Source organism: Mesorhizobium sp. M0698 (genome assembly GCF_040320455.1).
GTDB lineage: Bacteria > Pseudomonadota > Alphaproteobacteria > Rhizobiales > Rhizobiaceae > Mesorhizobium.
This window is the reverse complement of record NZ_JAMYPQ010000007.1, coordinates 233,371-254,073: the sequence shown is the minus strand read 5'-3', so window position 1 is coordinate 254,073 and position 20,703 is coordinate 233,371. Positions and strand designations below refer to the sequence as shown.

At 61.2% G+C, this 20,703-nt stretch carries 12 protein-coding genes, 6 pseudogenes and 1 other annotated feature; of the genes and pseudogenes, 10 read left to right on the top strand and 8 right to left on the bottom strand.

Translation table 11 applies throughout. From position 1 onward, the window contains the following. Positions 1-105: 105 nt before the first annotated feature. The 3 pseudogenes from NKI16_RS17535 to NKI16_RS17525 all read right to left on the bottom strand — a co-directional run. A pseudogene (locus NKI16_RS17535) lies at positions 106-247 on the bottom strand (transposase domain-containing protein); the annotation flags it as partial. Positions 248-363: 116 nt separating this feature from the next. Beyond that, a pseudogene (locus NKI16_RS17530) lies at positions 364-582 on the bottom strand (tyrosine-type recombinase/integrase); the annotation flags it as partial. A 393-nt stretch (positions 583-975) separates the two neighbouring features. Further along, positions 976-1,498: pseudogene (locus tag NKI16_RS17525) on the bottom strand (IS3 family transposase); the annotation flags it as partial. After that, positions 1,243-1,357: a sequence feature (AL1L pseudoknot), on the bottom strand. (Overlaps the previous pseudogene by 115 nt.) 127 nt (positions 1,499-1,625) lie before the next feature. Between NKI16_RS17525 and NKI16_RS17520 the strand changes: the two are divergent. Continuing rightward, a complete protein-coding gene (locus NKI16_RS17520) occupies positions 1,626-2,177 on the top strand; it encodes a hypothetical protein (RefSeq protein WP_352644397.1) in 552 nt (183 codons plus the stop codon). Positions 2,178-2,560: 383 nt separating this feature from the next. Here the strand turns inward: NKI16_RS17520 and NKI16_RS17515 are convergent. Together NKI16_RS17515 and NKI16_RS17510 are read right to left on the bottom strand one after the other, a co-directional pair. After that, a pseudogene (locus tag NKI16_RS17515) lies at positions 2,561-2,768 on the bottom strand (IS66 family transposase); the annotation flags it as partial. A gap of 199 nt (positions 2,769-2,967) precedes the next feature. Then, positions 2,968-3,294, bottom strand: coding sequence for a hypothetical protein (locus tag NKI16_RS17510; protein ID WP_352757423.1), 327 nt, complete (start codon positions 3,292-3,294; stop codon positions 2,968-2,970). Between the two features lie 499 nt (positions 3,295-3,793). On the opposite strand from NKI16_RS17510, the gene NKI16_RS17505 reads away from it, so the two are divergent. Then, complete coding sequence (locus NKI16_RS17505) at positions 3,794-4,093, top strand: DUF1236 domain-containing protein (protein ID WP_352576674.1); 300 nt, start codon at positions 3,794-3,796, stop codon at positions 4,091-4,093. Between the two features lie 307 nt (positions 4,094-4,400). Further along, positions 4,401-4,583, top strand: coding sequence for a hypothetical protein (locus tag NKI16_RS17500; protein ID WP_352907001.1), 183 nt, complete (start codon positions 4,401-4,403; stop codon positions 4,581-4,583). A 77-nt stretch (positions 4,584-4,660) separates the two neighbouring features. Here NKI16_RS17500 and NKI16_RS17495 read toward each other — a convergent pair. Next, positions 4,661-4,831, bottom strand: a pseudogene (locus NKI16_RS17495) (type II toxin-antitoxin system VapB family antitoxin); the annotation flags it as partial. 549 nt (positions 4,832-5,380) lie between these two features. Between NKI16_RS17495 and NKI16_RS17490 the strand changes: the two are divergent. From NKI16_RS17490 to NKI16_RS17460, 7 genes and pseudogenes are all read left to right on the top strand, one after another. After that, positions 5,381-7,378: a conjugal transfer protein TraG gene (locus tag NKI16_RS17490; RefSeq protein WP_352923535.1), complete on the top strand. Its 1,998-nt coding sequence runs from the start codon at positions 5,381-5,383 to the stop codon at positions 7,376-7,378. A gap of 4 nt (positions 7,379-7,382) precedes the next feature. Further along, positions 7,383-7,817, top strand: a complete 435-nt coding sequence (locus tag NKI16_RS17485; RefSeq protein WP_023679188.1) for a hypothetical protein — start codon at positions 7,383-7,385, stop codon at positions 7,815-7,817. A 363-nt stretch (positions 7,818-8,180) separates the two neighbouring features. Beyond that, positions 8,181-9,179, top strand: coding sequence for a LacI family DNA-binding transcriptional regulator (locus tag NKI16_RS17480; RefSeq protein WP_023679187.1), 999 nt, complete (start codon positions 8,181-8,183; stop codon positions 9,177-9,179). Beyond that, positions 9,176-10,693: a sugar ABC transporter ATP-binding protein gene (locus NKI16_RS17475; RefSeq protein ID WP_352576680.1), complete on the top strand. Its 1,518-nt coding sequence runs from the start codon at positions 9,176-9,178 to the stop codon at positions 10,691-10,693. Before NKI16_RS17480 ends, NKI16_RS17475 begins: the two co-directional genes overlap by 4 nt. Then, positions 10,693-11,748 carry an ABC transporter permease gene (locus tag NKI16_RS17470; RefSeq protein ID WP_352923529.1) on the top strand — a complete coding sequence of 352 codons (1,056 nt, stop codon included), beginning with the start codon at positions 10,693-10,695 and terminating at the stop codon, positions 11,746-11,748. The genes NKI16_RS17475 and NKI16_RS17470 overlap by 1 nt, the downstream gene beginning before the upstream one ends. A 73-nt stretch (positions 11,749-11,821) precedes the next feature. Then, positions 11,822-12,811 carry a substrate-binding domain-containing protein gene (locus NKI16_RS17465; RefSeq protein ID WP_023679184.1) on the top strand — a complete coding sequence of 330 codons (990 nt, stop codon included), beginning with the start codon at positions 11,822-11,824 and terminating at the stop codon, positions 12,809-12,811. A 287-nt stretch (positions 12,812-13,098) separates the two neighbouring features. Beyond that, positions 13,099-13,355, top strand: a pseudogene (locus NKI16_RS17460) (type II toxin-antitoxin system Phd/YefM family antitoxin); the annotation flags it as partial. A gap of 188 nt (positions 13,356-13,543) precedes the next feature. On the opposite strand, the gene NKI16_RS17455 reads toward NKI16_RS17460, so the two are convergent. Then, complete coding sequence (locus NKI16_RS17455; protein WP_352923527.1) at positions 13,544-14,233, bottom strand: hypothetical protein; 690 nt, start codon at positions 14,231-14,233, stop codon at positions 13,544-13,546. After that, on the bottom strand, positions 14,227-20,679 hold the full coding sequence (locus tag NKI16_RS17450) for an RHS repeat-associated core domain-containing protein (RefSeq protein WP_352923524.1): 6,453 nt from the start codon (positions 20,677-20,679) through the stop codon (positions 14,227-14,229). The genes NKI16_RS17455 and NKI16_RS17450 overlap by 7 nt, the downstream gene beginning before the upstream one ends. Positions 20,680-20,703 lie beyond the last annotated feature (24 nt).

Below are 20,703 nucleotides of genomic sequence, written 5' to 3'. Positions count from 1 at the left end.
GGATGGACATCGACGTCCGACCATTTCCTGAAGGCGATCGAGGAGCGAGTTCAGGGGGGTCTTGAACTAGCCGAATGAACTGGCGAGGCCGCGTATCACCCGAATTCAGATCACGGCCTTGAGATTGGGTGCGGTGACGTAGGCCCATGGCAGGAGATCGTCGATTCGGCTGTTAATAGCCGTTGACGATCCTAGTGAGGACGTCGGCGAGATAGCCGAGCGGCTCGATGCCGTTAAGTTTGCATGTTTATGCCGACCGTCGAACTATGCCGAGTGCCTCTTTCACCATGGCGGTCAGAGCGTGCTTCTCCCGCCGTTTTTTGGCCGCAGGCCAGTCGTTGACACTCGGCATAATTCTCATGCTCAAAGGGCGTTCAGGAATTCCAGAAGCCGGTCGTTTGGTCGAAATCGCTCGGCTTTGGCGCGTTCGTACGGCTTCAGCTTGGCGAGTGCGGATTCCTTCAGCTCAAGATGTGCGTGAAGATAGATCAGCGTCGTTTCCATCGTCTCATGGCCCAGCCACAGGGCAATGACCGAGCAATCGACACCGGCCTGCAGCAATTCCACGGCGGCGGTGTGCCGCTTATGTCTTGGTCGACATAGACGGCACACCTGCGCCATGCACACGCTGCAGGCGACCCGGGATGTCCGCAAAGTCTCGCTCTGGCTCGGTCACGCCAGCCTCCAAAGCACTGAAATCTACCTGCGGGCCGAGCCGACCGCTTGCCGCGATGGCGCCACCGTCGCTCAAGTCGGGTCGCTTCCGCACTCCCGCCAGGCTGCTGGCAGTGCTGAAGTCCGTCAGCCGATCGGCAGATTATGTCGAGTGATCGCTGCTCAAATACCGCAGGCGGCAAGCAATTGCCGCTGCGGACTCCGCATAATCAGACGCTCCACATAATTCCGGAAGTCGACTGGCCTCGTCGCCACCATGACCTTGACCGCACCAGTCGGCCCGATCACGACGTCACCGGGCGCGGCCTTGTCGCTGATCGTGGTTCTGAACGGCCTGCCGCGGATGGCGCCGTTCAGCCCGGTCTCCCGCATCAATCGTTCAATGGTGCAGCGGGCCACATCGAAGCCTTCGCGCTTCAATTGCCGCCACACCTTGCGCACGCCATAGACGGCGAAGTTCTCTGCAAACACTCTTGTGATCTCCGGCTTCAGAGCTAAATCCCGTTTCGCCCGCAATGACAGGCGGGAAGGATCGTGGTGTTGTGCCGCACGCGCGTGATAGGTGGACGGGGCAATCGGCAGAACCCTGCAGATTGGCTCGATCCCGTAGTCGCCACGATGATCATCAATGAAGGCGATCATTTTGAACGGGCGGTCGAGCTCCCCCTTGGCAAAATAAGCGGCTGCTTTCCGCAGGATCTCATTGGCCTGCCGAAGCTCCCGGTTCTCCCGCTCCAGAGCCTTCATCCGCGCCGTCATCTCGGTGGGGAACCCCTGCACGTTGGCCGCTGTCCACCTCCATCCGCTTCAGCCAGCCATCCAGTGCGGCTGGCGTGAGATAACGAGCCGCCACGTTTCACTCAGAACCCCGGCCCCCGCCGGGGTTTTTCATTTGCCCGGGTGATGCTAGGCTTGATAGTCTCTCTTCCGCATTTGCTTCGGGGGATGCCATGCGCACGATCGTTTTGCTGTGCAGTGCCGTGCTTTTCTCGCTCGCCCACATCCCGGCCCGCGCCGAGGAACCTTCGGTCGAACGCGGCCTCTACGTCTCGATTACCGGCAGCTGCCACGACTGTCACACCATGGGTTATCGGGAAAGCGGCGGGAAGATCGACCCGGAGAAGGCGCTCAAGGGCAGCAACATCGGTTTCCAGGGTCCATGGGGGACGAGCTATCCGGCCAACCTGCGGCTCATGGTGGCAGACGACGGCGAAGATGAGTTCGTGCGCATTGCCCGCTTTTTCGACGCAGCGCCGCCAATGCCCTGGTACAATCTCCGCAAGATGGACGAAACCGACGTGCGCTCGCTCTACCGCTATATCCGGTCGCTTGGCCCCGCCGGAGCGGCAGCACCGCAGCTGGTTGCGCCCGGCGAAAAGGTGATGACGCCCTTCATCGTGCTGGAGCCGCCGCAGATGCCGCCGCCCTGCAGTCGCGATCTCGATTGCGGCATAGGTGAAATCTGCGGCACAGCGGAACCGCGGATGTGCGTTAAGCGGTAGGCCTCAGAACAGCCGTCTGGCTCCGGTCGGGGTTTTTATTTGTCGCCATGGTGATATGTTGCCCGCATGGCGAAGTTTCGCAGGTTCTGGAGGCCAGGGGAACGGGGGAGAGGCAAAGATAGCCCCGGCCATAATTGCTCCCATCATGACCGAAATTGCTGCGGCAATGGACGTCCAATTTGCCCACACGGCGCCGGCTTTTAGTGTTTGACCGTGCCTTCAACTCTGCTGTCATACACGGATATCGCCACTCTCACGCTGCTGACGACGCCATGCTTGGACCAATGGGCACCTTCCGGTTGCGTTCGAACGCTTCGGCGCCCCATGTTTTGAGGCACAGCGCTGCCATGGAGCTGCTGCAGGCGGGCGTCGATTGTTCGGTCCCGCTCGACGGTGTTGCTGTCAATCTCGATGCGACCGTCGTCGAGGAAGCGCGAGAGGCCCTCCCAGCGCGTGAGAGTGTAGCGGATCGTCTCGGCGAGCTTTGTCTTGTGGCTGATCAGGCCGAGCTTCTCGCGCAGCCAAGGTTCGAGATCGGCGACGATAGCGCGGCTCCTTTCCTGGCGACGCACGGCGTTCGTCTGCCGACCTCGTCACTCCAAACCTGGTCGAAAACGCGTTGGCGAAGCTCTGGATCGGACGGGTATAAACCGGCCTGTTGAAAGGGATTTTTGGAACCCCCATGCTTCAGAAAGGCCGTCACTGGTGATCAAAATTAGCGCCCGTCGGGATGAACGAGTGAACGGTATGTAAAAGGAGGACATTTGCAATGATTGTCCGCCCCAACCGGCTACGAAAATTGTCCCCAACTGGCGGTTGGTAGACGCCAAGCAGCCGCGCACGTATCGTTTGTTACGATCGGGCCGCACCGGGCACAGCCCACCCCAGCGCCCACGCCCGTGCTCGGCGCAACGCTCGATCGACCCGTCGTGCTGTAGAGTGCGGCGGGTTTTTCAATGCCGATCGCGCAGCTCTTCACTGCCTTGGTGAGGGTCAGACGGTCGTTGCCGTTCTTTTTGATCAGCTTGCTGACCTGGCTCGGCCACACGCCATTTTCCCGCGCGAAATGTTCCACCTCATAAAGCGCATCGACCGACAGGCGGCCTCGGTCGAACAAGTGAACAAGTCTCGATTGCTCTTGTTCTCGTCCATTTCCGTTTTCCTACTCACTCGACATCCGACGCAGCTGGGAAATGAGGATCCGCCCGCCAATCGAGGAATGGCGGGCGGATCCTATCAGCGCAGGAAGGCACTTTTCTGCGCAGATACAAATTCGGGGCTGTTGGAGCGTCATTTCTGGCTAGCGAGCATCAGCTAGCAACCATTCCTCTCACCAAGAAGGTGATGGAGACGGCGAAAACCGGTGCAAGCAGCCAGCGAGCTTGGTGGACACTGTTCTCCATAGGCTCCTCCGTTGAGCCACGCCAACGAGTACGAACAGACACAGTTCCGGGTGGCTGCATGTGCGGGGCTATTGCGCGCTGCAGCGCAGACTTTGGTCCTACGCACGGCCAGACCGAAGACTCAGTGAGGAACGTCTGCACAAGCTTCATGTTTGGGGAAGCTTTGGCGCAAAGTTTCGCGTCCAGTGCAAGAGAGCTCACAAGGAGATAGCTATGAGAATGCGTCTTTCCACCGCAGCCGCGGGATTTCTGCTGCTGGCCGGTGTCGGTGCTGCCGCCGCTCAGGACGTGGTGATCGACCCGGAACAGGAGACGGTGATTAAGGAATATGTGAAAAAGCAGCCACTCGCTTCGGTGAAAATTCCTGGAGTGGAGCTCAATATCGGCTCAACCCTGCCCGACACAGTCGAGCTTCATGAGGTCCCGAACGTCAAATACCGCTACGTCGTCGTCGACGACCGGACCGTTGTCGTTGATCCAGGCACACGCAAGATCGTCAAAGTCATCCAGTGACCTGAACGATTTGGGGAGGAGAAGCCCGCCGTTACCAAGTTAGGCGGCGCGGGGACGAAGCGTGTTTGATAGGCTGTCGGGCGGCAATCGATCTATAGATCCGCCAGCACCAGGCCTTGGGCAACGCTTGATCAACCCGCCGTGCTGATGGGCACGGCGGGTTTTTCCAGATCACGGAGGGTTAGAATACGTTGTTAATTTATAATAGCTTTGCCGCGGGCGGCGATCAAACCATGGACAAAAGGGTCGAGGGAGACTCGGAGGAACTGCGCGGGGCGAATTTGAGCTCAGAGCCGAACGGTATGGCGTGAACGCCTTCCTTCTCGTTGTCGAACTTTTAAACCTGCTGGAAAAGCGCGGAACCATCAGCAGCGACGACGTCGCGAAAATGGCCGATGCCGCAGCACTGGCTGTTGCCGCATCCAGTCAACCTGACATGAGCAGCATTAATCTCTTGCAGGCCATCGCTGCCGCGCGCCACTCCAAATAACGGCTGTCGAGAGCGTTTTTCAGCTATTCCAAGTCCATGTCCAAACGGGGTTGCGAGGAGGTCCTATCGATTGCGCACTAAGCGTCCTTGCTGGCCGCGCCCCCGATGATCTCGTCGGCGCTGCGAGCATCGAGCACGGGCAGGGCGGCCCAGCGCCGGCGGCTGGCAGCTAGGTCTTCCAGCATTGCCGGCTTGCGAGCGTCGGATCCGAATCGACGTAGGCGCTCCTCCAGCGCGCGCTGCGAAGCGGAGCTAAACCCAACGCACGGGTTCGTTCCCGATAACGTCGCGCTTTGGCGCGGTTGCGGCAGTCTCCATTGAGAACCAGCGACGGTCCTGCAGCCGGCTTTCGTCGACAAATAGCCACCGCAGCCGCGATCATCTTGCAATTTGTGGATCTTATGCGCGGCTGCACGTGATCAGGTCGTCGGCAGACAGTGCGATCGGGCACAAGAGATCGAGCGGCTCTGGGCCGGACGTTCCATGTGCCAGGTGTCGGACCCCTTTCCCATTCGAGGCGCAAGTGGGATAGTTGTGCAGATCTGCGATTTAGTTGATCTCCTTCACGACCACCAGAATGAGAACAGTCACGATTGTTCCAGGTGGCGCAATGGCAACGACCCGAATCTGATCTCTCCGCCCAAGTGAAATACTTTCCAAAGAAGTCTCGCACCGAATTCTGCAAGTCTTTCTATCTCAAAGTACGTCCTGCCGCTTTTGACAACTCCTTCCGCTTGCATATCTCGACACTCGGTCTTTCTTCGTTGTTCGGGTGATTCAGATCGGAGAAACGACAAGTGCCGGCAACCAAGATTTTGTGGGGACAGGTCCTCACCACCCTTGGGTTCGTCCTCGTGACAACATGGGCAGCGACACAATGGACGGCATGGCGGCTCGGCTTTCAGAGCCAACTCGGTCCGTCCTGGTTCGAACTGGCGGGACGGCCCATTTATCCCCCGCCGGCATTTTTCTGGTGGTGGTTTTTCTATGACGCCTACGCGCCGAAGGTCTTTGTTGAGGGCGCGGCGATTGCGGCAAGCGGCAGCCTGATGGCGATCGCCACCGCGATCGGGATGTCGGTATGGCGCGCGCGCGAGGCAAAGGACTCCGCGACCTATGGCTCGGCACGCTGGGCGACGCGAGCCGAAATCAGAGCCGCAGGCATAGTCGGTCCTGATGGCGTGGTGCTCGGCAAGCTCGACCACGACTATCTACGCCATGACGGTCCCGAACACGTGCTGTGTTTTGCGCCGACCCGAAGCGGCAAGGGTGTTGGCTTGGTCGTGCCGTCGCTGCTGACTTGGCCGGGTTCGGCAATTGTCCACGACATCAAAGGCGAAAACTGGGAACTGACGGCCGGATGGCGCGCACATTTCGGCCGGGTGCTTCTGTTCGATCCGACCAATGCCGCATCCGCGGCCTATAACCCTCTGCTGGAGGTGCGACGAGGCGAGCGGGAAGTTCGAGATGTGCAGAACGTGGCGGATGTCCTGGTCGACCCGGAAGGCACATTGGAACGCCGCAACCACTGGGAGAAGACCAGCCATGCGCTGCTGGTCGGCGCCATACTGCATGTGCTCTATGCGGAGAAAGACAAGACCCTTGCCGGCGTGGCGAACTTCCTCTCCGATCCACAGAGGCCAATCGAGACGACGTTGCGCGCCATGATGCTGACCCGGCATCTGGGCGAAGCCGGCCCGCACCCGGTCGTGGCGTCGGCTGCCCGAGAACTGCTCAACAAATCCGAAAACGAGCGCTCCGGCGTGCTCTCGACGGCCATGAGTTTTCTGGGCCTCTACCGCGATCCGGTTATGGCCAAGGTGACCTCATGTTGCCACTGGCGGATCGCCGACCTTGTCGAGGAGAGACGGCCGACGAGCCTCTATTTGGTCGTGCCGCCATCGGATATCAGCCGCACGAAGCCGCTAATCCGCCTCGTGCTTAACCAGATCGGCCGCCGACTGACGGAAGATCTCCATGCGAAGGATCATCGACAGCGTTTGTTGATGATGCTCGACGAGTTCCCGGCGCTCGGCCGGCTCGATTTCTTCGAAAGCGCGCTGGCCTTCATGGCCGGCTATGGCATCAAGTCGTTCCTGATCGCACAATCACTCAATCAGATCGAGAAGGCCTACGGACCGAACAATTCCATCCTCGACAATTGTCACGTACGGGTAAGCTTCGCCACCAATGACGAGCGGACAGCCAAGCGCGTCTCAGACTCTTTGGGGACCGCGACCGAGTTGCGCGCCATGAAAAACTATGCCGGCCACAGATTGTCGCCCTGGCTCGGGCATCTGATGGTGTCGCGGCAGGAAACGGCGCGCGCTCTGATGACGCCGGGCGAGATCATGCAGCTGCCGCCCACCGACGCAATCGTCATGATCTCGGGCCAGTTCCCAATCCGAGCGAAGAAGGCACGCTACTTCGCCGATCAGCGGCTTGCCGAGCGTGTCCTGCCGCCACCGAAAGCCGGAGAGAGCATGCAAAACGCTCGCTCTGACGACTGGACCGGAACGACAGTCTTTGCTGAGCCGGAAGGCAATCCTCAAAAATCGTGGCGCGCCAAGGATCAGCAGGACGACGATCCGGCCAATGGCGGCATCCGCCGCCAGCCCGAGCTTCCCGAACATGAGGACATCGCACCGGAGCGAACAACACAGCGCGACGATGAGTTCGATCTTGACCGGGACGAGCCCGACGATGACGCCATGCGCCGTCGTGGTGTCGATCAGGCTATGAGGCGCGCAGCACGTCAGGCCGCTCTTGACCCCAGTGATGGCATTGAGCTTTGAGCCCATGAAGAACGCGAAGAAAAAACGTCTGTCTGCCTATCTTGATCCTGACGTGATGAACGGACTGGCCGATTACGCTGGGCGGCGCGAGGTCTCGCTGTCACTGGTCGCCGAGGCTGCGCTCGCATCGTTTCTGTCGCCGGATGCCGAAGAGCGGAAGCAAGCGGCGATAACTCGCCGTCTCGACCAGATCGATCGACGCGTACAGCGTGTCGAGCGTGACGTCGGAATTGCTATTGAGACGCTAGCATTGTTCGTCCGGTTTTGGCTCAACTCGACCCCAGCCTTGCCGGAATCCGCTCAGGCCGAAGCCCGCGCGAAGGGTTTGCAGCGTTATGACAATTTCGTCGATGCGCTCGGTCGCCGGCTGAGCAAAGGACCAAGGCTCAGGCAGGAAATAGCCGACGATGTTCCGCCAGTACCGCCAGTGAACGGATGAATCAGCCGGCAAGATAGGTTGGCAGAGGCGAGAATTCCTGATGCGACGCTATGCCCGATCATCGCGCGACGCCAGATTGAACCATCTCTCGGGACCATGATCTTTCCAACGGGTTTGGCAATCTGCTCGCGCACCATTTCTAAAATCGTGCCCACAGAATTCGAGTGGTGAGGGGAGCGGACGTCGTGTGTCTGCTTTGCTCCACTCTAGACAACAATAGTCTGATCAGATCAAAAAAGCCCATCGAATCGATTGCGCAAACGTTTCGATGACACTATGGTTATTATACCCGCCAGGACAGAGCGGGCTTAAAGCGCAACATCAGGGAGGAGCGCTTGCGTGCAGCACTCCGTTTGAGCCGCAATGGCAACGATGGTTGAGGTAGCCCGTCGTGCCGGCGTGTCGGTCTCAACGGTGTCCCATGTGATCAACCGCACGCGCTTTGTCTCGCCTGCGAAGTCGAAAGCAATTAACGAAGCGATTGCTTTGCTTGGATATCAGCCCAATGCGCTGGCGCGTTCTCTCAAGGTCGCTTCAACCAACAGCGTCGGCTTGGCGATTTCGGCGATCTCGAACCCGTATTTCACTGACATCATCTGTGCCGTGGAAGCGGAATGCGCGCGTCTTGGCCTCATGGTTTTCCTCTCCGACACGCAGGACGATCCTGATCGGGAGCTTGCGGTCGTTCGCGCCTTCCATCAACGACGTGTTGACGGCGTTATTCTGGCGCCCTCGGGTGCCCCAGAGCGAGCCACCAACTACCTTGCCGAGAAAATGGTTCCCTGCGTTCTGATCGACCGGTTTGCCGACGAACGATTTGACCAGATCGGCGTGGAGAACCAATCTGCGATGCGGGCTCTTATCGATCACGTCGCATCCTTCGGCCACCAGCGGATTGGGTTCATTGCGGGGCAGCCGGGCCTTGCTACGACTCGCGAACGTATCAATGCGTTCAAGTCAGCTTTGATGGCTAACGGACTTGCCTACGTGTCGGAATATCTGCCGCCAGGCAACGTCGACACGGCGAGCGCTACGGCATCGACCCGCGCGATGTTGTCATTGGCTTCGCCGCCTACGGCGTTGGTCACCGGCAACAATATGGCGACGATCGGAGCGGTCCGAGCGGTTCGCGAAAAAGGTCTCGCAATACCTCGGGATCTTTCACTTGTCGGCTTTGACGACTTCGAATGGGCCGATTGTTTTGAGCCGCGACTGACCCTTATTGCGCAGCCTTGCACCGAAATCGGGCGGCAGGCCGCATCGTTGCTTAGCGCCCGAATTGCATCAACGGATACAGAGCCCCGCTCGGTGCGGCTTCAGGCGACGCTGCATGCCCGCCAATCCTGCGGGAGGCCGGCATGAGCGCGCCGCTTCTATCGGTGACAGGGGCCGTGAAACGCTTCGGCGGCGTCCAGGCACTACGCGGTGTCGATTTCGATCTCAAGCCAGGCGAGATCCACGCCCTGCTGGGCGAGAACGGCGCCGGCAAATCGACATTGATGAATCTGCTGTCGGGAGTTTACGCACCCGACGAAGGTACAATCCAGATTGACGGCAAGCCGGTGCGGTTCAACAACCCGCGCGAGGCGCAGACGGCCGGAATTGCGACCATTTTTCAGGAGCTTGATCTCGTTCCAACGCTCGATGTGGCGTCAAACCTCTTCCTTGGCCGCGAATTGATGCGCTCGGGCGGACTGCTCGATGTGGCGCGGATGCGCCGCGAAGCTCGCAAGCGTCTGGAAGCTATCGAACTGGCTATCGATCCCGCCAGGCTAGTCGGCGACCTCTCGATCGGGCAACGCCAGGTCGTTGCGATCGTCAAAGCGTTGTCCTATGCGACGCGGGTCCTGATCATGGACGAGCCGACGGCGGCCCTAACGGTGGGCGAGGTCGAGAGGCTGTTCGACATCATGCGCAAGCTCGCCGCCAGTGGCGTCGGCATCGTCTATATCTCCCACCGTCTGGAGGAAGTGCCGCAGATCGCGGACCGGGTGACGGTGATGCGGGACGGACGTGTAGCCGGCATCACCGATCCGCACACACCGCAGGCCGAACTGGTGCGGCTGCTCGTCGGGCGCCCACTGGACGAACTCTATCCCCAGCGCACCACGGCCGTCGGCCGGGCTCTGCTCAGCCTGCGCGATGCCAGCTTCCGGCTAGCGCGCGACAGCGCCGGCTGGCAGGCCCCGACAGGGCTTTCACTCGAGGTGCATGAAGGCGAGATCGTCGGGCTGGCCGGCATCATGGGGGCAGGGCGCACCGAGCTCCTGAGCGCGCTTTACGGCACCGGCCTTTCCGGCCACTGGGAGGGCGGGGTCGCCATTTCCGGCCGTCCGGTCAAGCTTGATTCCATCAGAGCCGCGCGCATTGCCGGCATCGCCTTCGTCACCGACGACCGCCGTGGCAGTGGCCTAATGCTGAGGATGGCGGTTGGCCTCAACCTGGTCATGTCGGTGATCCGGCGAATATCGCCGGGCGGACTGATGTCGCCGCGCCGCCAGGCCCAGGCGGTGAAACAATCGTTCGGCCAGTTCGACATTCGGCCGAAGAATCCCGACGTCGCGGTCGGCGCGCTGTCCGGCGGCAACCAGCAGAAGGTGGTGCTGGCCAAGGAGATACTTGGCAATCCCCGGCTCTTGCTGCTCGACGAGCCGACGCGCGGCGTCGATGTCGGCGCCAAGGGCGAGATCTATCAGCGGCTGCGGCAGTTGGCTGCACAAGGCCTGGGCATCCTGGTTGCCTCCAGCGAAATGCCGGAGCTGATTGGCCTGTGCGACCGCATCGTGGTGCTGCGCCAGGGGCGCAATGTAGCGGAATTCACCGGTGGCGTTGACGAGCACACCGTGATGGCAGCGGCAAATGGCAGGGATGCGTGATGTCCGAGCAGAAGATTTCGGTTGCGAGCGGTCCGGTGCTGGCCGCACCGGCCGCAAAGCATCGCGATCCACTCGCGCTGATCGTGCGCTTCCAGAGCCTGATCGGCCTGGTGCTGGTGGCGATCGGCGGCGTCATCTTCTCGCCGAGGCGCCATGGCGAGATACTGTTCCTTGCGCCCGACAACATGGCCAACATCGTGCGCGCGGTGTCGGAGACCGGCATTATCGCCATCGGCATGACCTTCGTCATTATCACCGCCGGCATCGACCTTTCGGTGGGCGCAGTGCTTGGTCTCTCCAGCGTCGTCACCGCGACGATGATGATCTCCGGCGGCTTCGGGCTTATCCCGACCATCCTCGCCGTGCTGGTAATGGGCACCGTCTTCGGCATGATCCAGGGCACCATTTCCAGCCGCTTTCGGCTCGAGCCGTTCATCGTCACGCTCGCCGGGCTGCAGGCGGCGCGAGGTCTCGCGCTGGTCGTTTCCGGCAATCAGTACATTAATATTTCCTATGGCGACGGGCCCGGCCTGGCGCCACCTGTCTTCGCGGTGCTGGGCGAGCGCCTGTTCAACAACACGGTGCCGGTGGCGACCATTGTCTTCATCGCCTTCGCCACTATTGCTACCCTGGTACTGAATACCACGCGCTTCGGCCGCTATGTCTTTGCCGTCGGCGGCAACGAGCGAGCGGCGCGTATTTCGGGCGTGCCGGTCTCGATGGTCAAGATCTCGGTCTACGCCATTACCGGATTTGCCGCCGCCCTTGCCGGCATCGTGCATGCCGGTCAGTTCAACTTCGGCAGCGCCAATGACGGTATGGGCTATGAGCTCACGGCCATCGCGGCCGTGGTCATCGGCGGCACCAGCCTGTTCGGCGGCGCCGGCTCGATGGTCGGCACCCTTGCTGGCACGATCATGCTCGGCGCGCTCGCCAACATCCTTCAGCTCAACAACATTACCCCCGCCATGCAGCTGCTCGCGACCGCCGCGATCATCGTTCTGGCGGCAGTGCTTCAATCCCTCGTTCGCCGCCGCGAGGGTTTGGGACGATAGGAGGCCGGCGGCAGCATTTGGAAGACCGTGAAACCAAGGTCTGGCCCTAGGCCCGACGAGGAGGAGAGCAAGCATGACAACGATGGAAAAAGGATCGAGGCGCGCCCTGCAGGTCGCCTTTCTAGCAGGCTCTTGCCTGTGCATGGCGGGTGCTGCCCAAGCGGCCGACCCGATGGTCAAGACCTGCGCCAAGGACGGCCAGTTCATCATCGGCTTTTCGCAGGCGAACAATGCCGAGCCCTACCGCCAGCATGTCAATGACGAGCTGACCGCGGCGGTCAAGGAAGTGCCGCAGTTCACGCTTCAGATCGCCGACGGCGCCGGCAACGTCAACACGCAGACCTCGCAGGTCGACAACTTCATAACCCAGAAAGTTGATCTGCTCTTGATCTCGCCCTTCGAGGCAGCGCCCATGACACCGGCGGTGAAGCGCGCGATGGATGCCGGCGTTCCCGTCATCGAGCTAGACCGCAAAACGGTAGGCGACCCCGGCAAGGACTACACCGCCTTCATCGGCGGCGACAATTACAAGATCGCGCTCGAAGCGGGCAAATACACCGCAAAGACCCTGCTCCCGGAAGGCGGCGAGGCGGCGGTGCTTGAAGGCCTGCCGAGTTCAACGCCGGCGGTGGAGCGACTCAACGGCTTCAAGGACGGTGTGAAGGAGAATGCCAAAATCCAAGTGGTGGCCGAGCAGGCCGCCGACTGGGTGCCCGACAAAGCCCAAACCGCCTTTTCCGCCATGCTGCAAGCGCACCCGGACATCAAGGTGCTCTATGCCTCGAACGACATGATGGCGGCTGGTGCGCTGCTCGCAGCGAAGGGTGCGGGCAAGCAGGTCAAGATCATCGGCACCGATGGCCTGCCGGGTCCGGCCGGCGGCATCGAGGCCGTGGCCAAGGGCGACTGGGCGGCAACCTTCACCTACCCGACCGGCGCCAAAGAAGCGATCGAGATGTCGAAGAAGATCCTGCTTGAGTGTGCTTCGTCGGTGGAGCCGACGGTGACGGTGGACACGACCGCGATCACGCCGGAAAATGCCAAGCAGATGATGGGAAACTGAGGGCAGGGCCGACAGCAGAGTTGATACGGCAAGGCCCCCAGAGTGGGCCTTGTTGTTTTTGGGAGCGAGCCGGCGTGGTCGTCGTCGGTCAAAACTCCGGCTAGAAAATCCCGGCGGTCGAAGGACGGCACGCAGTTGAGCGCGTAGACGGCTTCAGCCCGTCTCGCGGCGATTTCAGCTGGATCTTGCAAGCAGCCTTGTCACGGGCTCGTTTCCATTTGGTTGGCGCCAGACACTCGCGGAAAGCGCGAAAAGCGCCTCTATTCCGGAATAAAGCAGTCTCGCCGATGACCGCCACCGTCACCGCCGCCGCCGTCTCGAAAAACTTCGGCGCTTATCAGGATACCTCTGTTCCGCAATCCGGTCGTCATCACCAAAACGGCCGCACGCGCACCGTGCTGCTGGCCTAGGAGGTTTTTGTCTGGCTGTTGAAGCGCGACAGGCGGGTCGAGCTGATAGCGGAGCTCAGCGAGGACGATATCGCTGCGGTCGAAGCCTCCGCATGGAGCCGAGTCCCGACTATCTCAACCACGAGCTCTCTGGGCCAAAACCAAAGTCGGACACGTCTTCTGTTATTCCTATCTCTGGCATTGGCACACCGGGAGGGCGCGAAGAAGGCGACAAAGACCAGCCCTGGCTGGTGCTGGCGCTGGTCGGCCCCCACGAAGCACGTGGACAATACTAGTCTAGCCCTTCGCCGGCGCCAGGTGTTGCTTGCTACGTCGCAGCTGCCTACCGCAGGTCCAGCTGCAGCAGGCCGCTATAGTCCTCCGTCGTCAGGAAGAAGCCCTCGTCGATCGCCTTGGCCTTGAAAGCAGGATCGTCGCCCAAGTCTCGGAATTCCGGCTTCAATGTGCCCGACGCGTTAAAATAACGATCGCGAAAGGCCGCCCGCTCAAGCTCGGCATAGTCTCCGCTCTTGCCTGCGACCGTGCAGGATTTCAGTTGAGTTTGGTCGGCGGCCTCCGCCGGAAACGACGTCCTCGCGAAGTCCATCGGCCCGATGTCGGGCGCGATGCCCCTGGGATGCGAGGTGACGCATCGGACGGTCGTATCCGCGCCGGCGACAGACAGGTCAAAATAGGGCGGGTTCAATCCCTTCGCCGCGAGGTAGGCGAAGCCGCGGATGCGGTTAACCGCCTTCAACGCTTCCAGGTCTGTTGTTTCGAGCATGTCATTGCCGATTTTCACCCCGCCGGCGGCGCCGAGCGTGGCCATCTGTTGCTGCAGCCAAGCCGGATCGCGGTCGATCCATGTCAGGAAATCGAGCGGCACGGCCTGCGGTTCCTTGAGCTGCTTGCTCATGGATTGCGCCGCCGCCGCTGCCGCAAACATGAGCACGGAACCGGCGAGGATCGCCGGAAGCTTCGGGAGTCGTCGCATGTCAAAGTCTCCATCCTTGGTCGCGGTCTCGGTTACCAATGGACGCGCGGCTTAATGCCGAGCATGTCGCGCAACTGGTTCTCCGTTATGTCGTCGGGTCGACGCGTGCCGCCGACACCGATGGTACGTGCTTCCTCGTTGCGATAAGCATATGACTTGCCATCGAGGCCTATGTAGGGCGCATCCTTGAACCCCGAATGCTGGCCGGCCATGCGGTGCGTGGCGTGGATTTGCTCATGACCGAGCACGATGCCAGGATCCGCCGGATTGGAGGCAGTCGTTCCCGAGGACTTGTCGAACTCGACAGACGTGCGCGTGCGCGACGCAGCCGGGTCATAGCCGATGATCACGTCGCCCTTCGTCGTTTCCGGGTTCCCCAACGGATCCTTGTTGCGGGCCGCGGTGACGCCCGGCTCGTTCTGGATCGTCGTGGTTTGTGGGTCGGCGATGACCCGGCGCATCAGCTCGCGGCCGCTGTCGAAGGAGTTGGATCCGACAAAGAAGTTCTTCACGTCCAGCCAGGCGCCATGCAGCCAGCTTTGCGATACCTCGCCAGTCTTGCTGTCGACCCGTGCGGTCGGATCGACTCGCTGGATGTCCTCTTCGACCTGCCGCCGGTAGGCCGCGTCGCCGGCGACGATCTCCTTCAGGCCGGTCGGGTCGATGAACGCCATCGGGTTGTTGTTGGCGTAGGCAAACAGGTTGCATGCCGTCGAATTACCCGTGCACCGCTCGGGGTCGCCGACATAGAGCGGATCGGGCGAGATGAAGCGCCCGAGCGCCGGATCGTAGTATCGGGCGCCATAGTAGTAGAGCCCGGTATCGTCATCGAGATACTTTCCAGTGAAACGGTGATGGGTCTTCTCGCGCGGGACGTCGGCCGCGACATCCGTCAGGTGCGTGGCCCAGGCCGGGGACAATGTCTCGGGCTTATGTTCGGTGCCGTATGCCTTGTAGAGCATCTGCTCGACCGGCACGCCGTTCGAGGCGATGACATAGTCGCTGCTCTCAATGTGATCCTTCAGGTAGTAGAACCATTTGCCGGTGCCGTGCTCCAGGCGGACAAGCTTGGCCTCCGCCAGGTTGACGTAGCTCTCTTCGCCCTTAGGTCCGATCTCGAACGTGTCTACCGGGTAGAGGTAGACCTGTTCCGGCCCGTTCGCCGGAATTACTTTCTTGTAGAGGCGGCGCCCGGTTTGGTCGTAGCCGTAAAGCACTTCATTGGTGGCCGTCTGAGCGCGGATCAGTCGTCCGTTGATATCGAACACCGTTCCCGTCAGGGTCGGCGATTTCGCAAGTTGGGCGAAACCGTCGAAGGTGTAGGGCTTGGCCGCGGTTCCTGCCGGAATAAGGCCGGTCACGGAACCGGACGCCGGCGCGATCGCCGCGCCGGGTTCGAGCTCGTCATTGCGGACGAACGTCCCCGCCGGCGAGTAAGCGAAGTCGGCCGGCCGTCCATAGCGGTCGATGCGGACGAGCTCGTTCTTGAAGTTGTAGTGGAACGTTCCCGACCGATCGACATGCCCCTCGTTGCCGACGCCTTGCGCCAATGTGTCAGCGATCTGGGTGATCGAGCCATTGGAGTTGAAGGTCATGGTGAGGTCCTGCAAGGACTTTCCGCCGGCTTGCGTCACGATATGCGTGAGGAACAGGGTCGCCGGATCAAAGGTCAGTTGCGTGAACGCCCCGAGGCGATAGTCGACCCGTTCAATGCGCGATTCCGCATTGTAGGTGATGTTCTCGATGATCTTCTGGGGTTCCGAAAAGTCGGGGTGCATCACAGTGACAGACCTCAGATTTTTGTCGGGCCCGAGTGCGAACTTTGAGGCCAGTCCGCGCGGACCTTCTGACGAGTCGATGCGGCCGTCGAGCGTGTGGTGGAAATGGTCGGCGTATTTCGCGCCGCCAATCTCCACCTCATGGGCAACCATGCGGCCGTTGGCGTTGTAGGCGTAACGTTGGATTGCATCGAACGCGCCGTTGGGATCATGGATGGTGATCTGCGTCGTCTTATCGAGCGGCAACACGATCGGCGCTTCGAACCCTGCTGCGGATGCGACCTCGACACCCCTGTCATACTCGTATTCGAGGTGCAAAACGCCGTCATTGGCTTCGGTGAGCTTGCGGTTCAGGAAGTCATAGGTGTAGGTCTGGACCGACGTTTCACCGTTGGTTCCGACGCGGGCGACCACCGATTGGCGACCGCGCGCATCGTAGAACGCGTAGCGGTCGCCCATTCCCGGGATCGACTGGAATTCGATGTCGCCGACGGAGTTGTAGATCAGCCGCCGCGGCGTCATCTCGCCCGGCAGCCAGATTTCGCTCAGGTAGCCGAAGGAATCGCGCACGAAACGCGAAATATGCGTCGTGCCGTTGCCGTCGCTGGCGATGGAAGCGGTCACGCCGTTCTCATTCCTCAGCGAATACTCGCTGTTTTGAACGGTGCCGTCGAACTGGTCGTTGTAGGTCGTGACCGTGAGCGTGCCCCAGGGTCGGAAGATCATGTCGGAAACCTTGCCCGACGGATGGGTTTCGCGGACCATCCGGCCGGCCGGGTCATAGGTGTAGGCATTGCCGATTTCGCGATCGGGGCGCGGAACATCGCCAAGGTCGAACACCTTCTGCAGGTTGAGATCGTCAACGCCGCCGAAGCTGGTCACCACAAAGGGCGTCCAGCGGAAGGTCTGTTTTTCGTTGCGGTTGTAGAGTGAGAAATTGAAGACCCTGACGCCGCCCTCGGCGACGTTTTCAAGTTCGGCGACCTTTTCGCTGCGCGCGTCGTAGGCGGCGAGGTCCGCGATGAACTCGCTCTCGCCTTCCGGTGTCTCGGCAACACCCGCATAGCGGCGGCGCGCCGTCAGGATGAGCGACGGCAGCCCATGCTCGCCGATCTTGTAACTGTAGAAGCGTTCGGCACCGTCCGTGGCGGTTTCCCGGGTTTTGCGGCCGAGAGCGTCGTAGCTGTTCATCACGACCATGCCCAAGGGTGTGGTCGTCGTCGTCACGGCGCCCTGGCGCGGCCCATCATAGGTCATTTTCGTCGTCTGATCGAGCTCGGCCGCACCGCCCGACAGCTTGGTGTGGCTGAGCGTCAGGGTGCCGGTTGGGTCGTAGATCGCTGACTCGGTGATGCCGAGTTCGTCGGCGATCGAAATACTGTTGCCGAAAACATCGTAACCCATAGTCTTCGCCAGCTTACGGCTGGCGTTGCGGAACTGTTCGAGCGCGGGCGGCAGCGCGCCAAGTCCCGACAGTACCTCAAGCGTTCGCGACCCCATCCGACCGCCGGAATTTGGCAGGTAGGTGAAACTCTCGCGGCTGAGCAGCCGGGTCCCAGCCAGGATACGCCGCTCGGACGCCGCGTTGATGATGCCGAGCGCCGCCAGATCGGCGCGCGACTGGGTGTAGTCGGTCTGGGTCGTACGGCTGAAGCCGGGAACCGTCAGGCTCTCCGGTCCCAGAATGTCGCGCACCCTGACCGTCTCCGACGCAGGCATGTTGAATTCGTCAAAACCGGCATAGGTCTGGGTCTTGACCGGATCCTTACATTCGGGATCGGCCACGTCCTGCTGTTCGGCCTCGCCGGCGGAGTCGGTCAGCGTCTCCTTGACCTTCCTGAGATAGGACGAGCCGTCGCCACGCGAAAACGCCTCCCACACCGACGATTCGCATTTCAGCATCATGCCGGTCGTCGGCAGCTTCTGGCTGCGCGTAGCGGTCGACAGCGAGTGCAGCGCCGCCGCCGACGGATCGAGCGTCTCGGTTGTCTCCGCGCTCGCGACGAGCGTCGCCTCCGACTTCACTTCATAGGTCTTGCGGATCTTCAGTTTGCCGGCGAGGTTCAGGTCAGCCGCCGTTTCCGCGAAGGTGTAATACTGTTCGCGATCGAGGCTTGAACGCTGCGTGATGCGCTGGCCGGCCGCGTTCTCGTCACCGTAAGCGACCTTCTCGACCTCCGAGAAGCCGATAAAACGGCGATTGATCACATCATAGAATGGATTGTGGTAGAAATATTCGTCCGTCTGCACTTGGGCGCGAACCTGGCCGGGTATGCCCTGCGACGTGACGAGCTGCTTGGCGACGACAACGGGGAAATGCAAGTTGCGCGTCAGCTGGCCGTTGGCGCGGTCGCGCAGCATCTCGTCGATCGAGGTCGCATAGCGAATGTCGTGCCGGCGGCCGGAATCGAAGTCGACGACAGTGAGCAGGTTGGCCTTGACGAGTTGCATCGTGTCGGTGCGATTGAAGTCAATGACGACGACCGGTTTCACCTCGTCGCCGGACGGCTTCTGGAACACGATGATTTCGGTCTGGCCGTCGCCGTCGATGTCGGCGACGCGCGAGGCGAAGGTCTGCGTCGACGTGCCGAGTTGAACCCGCAGATTGAGCGCGATGCTGAGCGGATCCTTCAGGTAGGTCCCGTCGCCGAAGCCGAGCCAGATGCGCATCTGGTCGGTGCGCTCGCCCATCGACGCGAAATCGATTATGCCGTCACCATTGGCGTCGATGTACCACATCGTGGCGATGCTATCGCCGGGCTGCATGCCGCCTATCTTCGAGAAGGTGCCATGACCGCAGACCGGGTCGTTGATCGCGGCGTCACCAAACAGGAGCGCATTCGGGTCCGTCGAGAAGATGTTGCCTTGGTGCTCGTAGAGACAGAAGCCCTGGTCGGCTGGACGGACGACAACGAGATCGGGCAGCCGGTCGCCGTTGATGTCGACCATCCGCACATTGTTGCGACCCAGGATCTGGCCGTCCTGGCTGTTGAATGGGAACGCCTTGGTCAGCCCGCCGAAATTGACGCTATAACCGCCATCGGGCTGGCGCCGGGTGAGATTGAGCAATATCCGCCATTCGGTGCGGCCATCGGCATTGAGGCGCGTCGTGACGATGTCGGACAGGCTGTCCATATTGAGGTCGGCGAAGCGGCCATTGCCGCCCGCGAAGGTCGTGGGAGAGACGCCGGGCAGCGGGATCGAGCGGCCGAGATAGGGGAAGGTCCCGTCGGCCTTGCCGTCATAGACATGCATCAGCCCGTCTTCGATTTCGACGATGTCGACGAAACTGTCGCCCAGTATATCGGCAAAAGCGAAGCGATTGTCGGTGAGCCGCGGCGTGATCTGACGAATTAGTCCAGCCTCGGTCGGACGCGACAGCACGAGCTGGGTTGTGTCGCCGAAGGCGCTGTTCAGGTCGCCGCTGCCCAGATGCACGGTCGCGCCGTCATCCTTGGTCTGCACGATGTCGACCAGGGCATCCATGTTGAGGTCGGCCAACTCGAAATTCTGCGGCGGGATGTCGCCGGCGAACGCCATCTTCGGCGCTTCGAACACGACGGGGCGCGATGCCAGTTCGGCACTTGTCCACGACGAATAGCCGAAATGGATATCCGGGAGCTTCAGTGTCGATTGCGCCAAGGCCGAGCCGCTGGTGTCGCCATACCGGTAAAGCACGCGCAGCTGGTCGAGCACATTGACCGACTGCGCGTCGATGAGCGGCGTGAGGTCGGCTTGAGCCTTCGCCAGGCAGTCCGGATGCGCCCGGACGACGAACTTCGACGTGTCACTGGTATCGCGGCCGACATATCCTATGCACCATTGGGCGTAGACGGTGTCCTTGAACTTGGCCGTTACCTTGCCGTAGAGCCGGGCGTTCTCCTGCTTGCTGCCATTGGTGTGGCTGACGAGTGTCGATTGCGTCTCGATCAGGTCGAACTGATAGCTGCTCTGGCCGCCGGCGAAGCTGGCCTTTGTCAGATAGCTGCGTCCACCGAAACGCTGGTAGTCGTAGCGGATGGCTTCGCGGTTGGCGTTGAGCTGCAGTACCAGCGGCCATTTCGTGACGTAGGGCTTGGCTATGTCGAAATTGCCCTCCGCTACGGAGGGATCGCCGCTAAAGATCAGCCGCGTGCCGTCGGCGTTGGTCACCTCGAAGCCGGAGGGGACGGTGTCGGTGTGCAGGCCGCCCTCGAGGTCGAGCGAAATGACGTCGAACGCACCGGTGTGGTAGAGGATCTTGACGAAATCCTCGGCGTATTCGGGCTTGTATTCCCAGACGCCGTTTTGGTTTCCGAGAAAGATGAGCCGCGCGCCCATATACGACAAGCGAGAGAAGAAATCGCCGCCCGGTTTGGTGCCTGGAACGGCCGTGCCGAGATCGTCATTGACGGCGATTGCCTGGGTATTGAACTGCCAACCGATGCCAAGCCCGTTGCCCGTATCGCCTGCGAACTGGCTATACGTGAGGCTCATCTGCGGCCCGAACTGGCCGCGCGTTGGCAGGGTGGGTAGCGGTAGGGTGAAGTTCGCCGATCCCGTGTTGTTGTTCAGCGAGAAGCTGCCCTCTTCCTGCGCGACGGTGCCGCCCGCGGTCGGCAACTGCACGATCGACGTTGCTGATTTGTCTTCGGCGCGAGCCGGGAAGCCGATTACTGCGGCGCCAGCGGTCAGGGCTGCGAGGGCGGTAAGGGTCTTTGCGAACATGGGACTACCTCTCCGGGTGTAGGC

Excerpts from the sequence above, each read along its gene's own strand:
- NKI16_RS17480 (WP_023679187.1), top strand. The coding sequence starts at position 8,181 with ATGGCAACGATGGTTGAGGTAGCCCGTCGTGCCGGCGTGTCGGTCTCA.
- NKI16_RS17470 (WP_352923529.1), top strand. The coding sequence starts at position 10,693 with ATGTCCGAGCAGAAGATTTCGGTTGCGAGCGGTCCGGTGCTGGCCGCA.
- NKI16_RS17485 (WP_023679188.1), top strand. The coding sequence starts at position 7,383 with ATGAAGAACGCGAAGAAAAAACGTCTGTCTGCCTATCTTGATCCTGAC.
- NKI16_RS17465 (WP_023679184.1), top strand. The coding sequence starts at position 11,822 with ATGACAACGATGGAAAAAGGATCGAGGCGCGCCCTGCAGGTCGCCTTT.
- NKI16_RS17505 (WP_352576674.1), top strand. The coding sequence starts at position 3,794 with ATGAGAATGCGTCTTTCCACCGCAGCCGCGGGATTTCTGCTGCTGGCC.
- NKI16_RS17520 (WP_352644397.1), top strand. The coding sequence starts at position 1,626 with ATGCGCACGATCGTTTTGCTGTGCAGTGCCGTGCTTTTCTCGCTCGCC.
- NKI16_RS17450 (WP_352923524.1), bottom strand. The coding sequence starts at position 20,679 with ATGTTCGCAAAGACCCTTACCGCCCTCGCAGCCCTGACCGCTGGCGCC.
- NKI16_RS17475 (WP_352576680.1), top strand. The coding sequence starts at position 9,176 with ATGAGCGCGCCGCTTCTATCGGTGACAGGGGCCGTGAAACGCTTCGGC.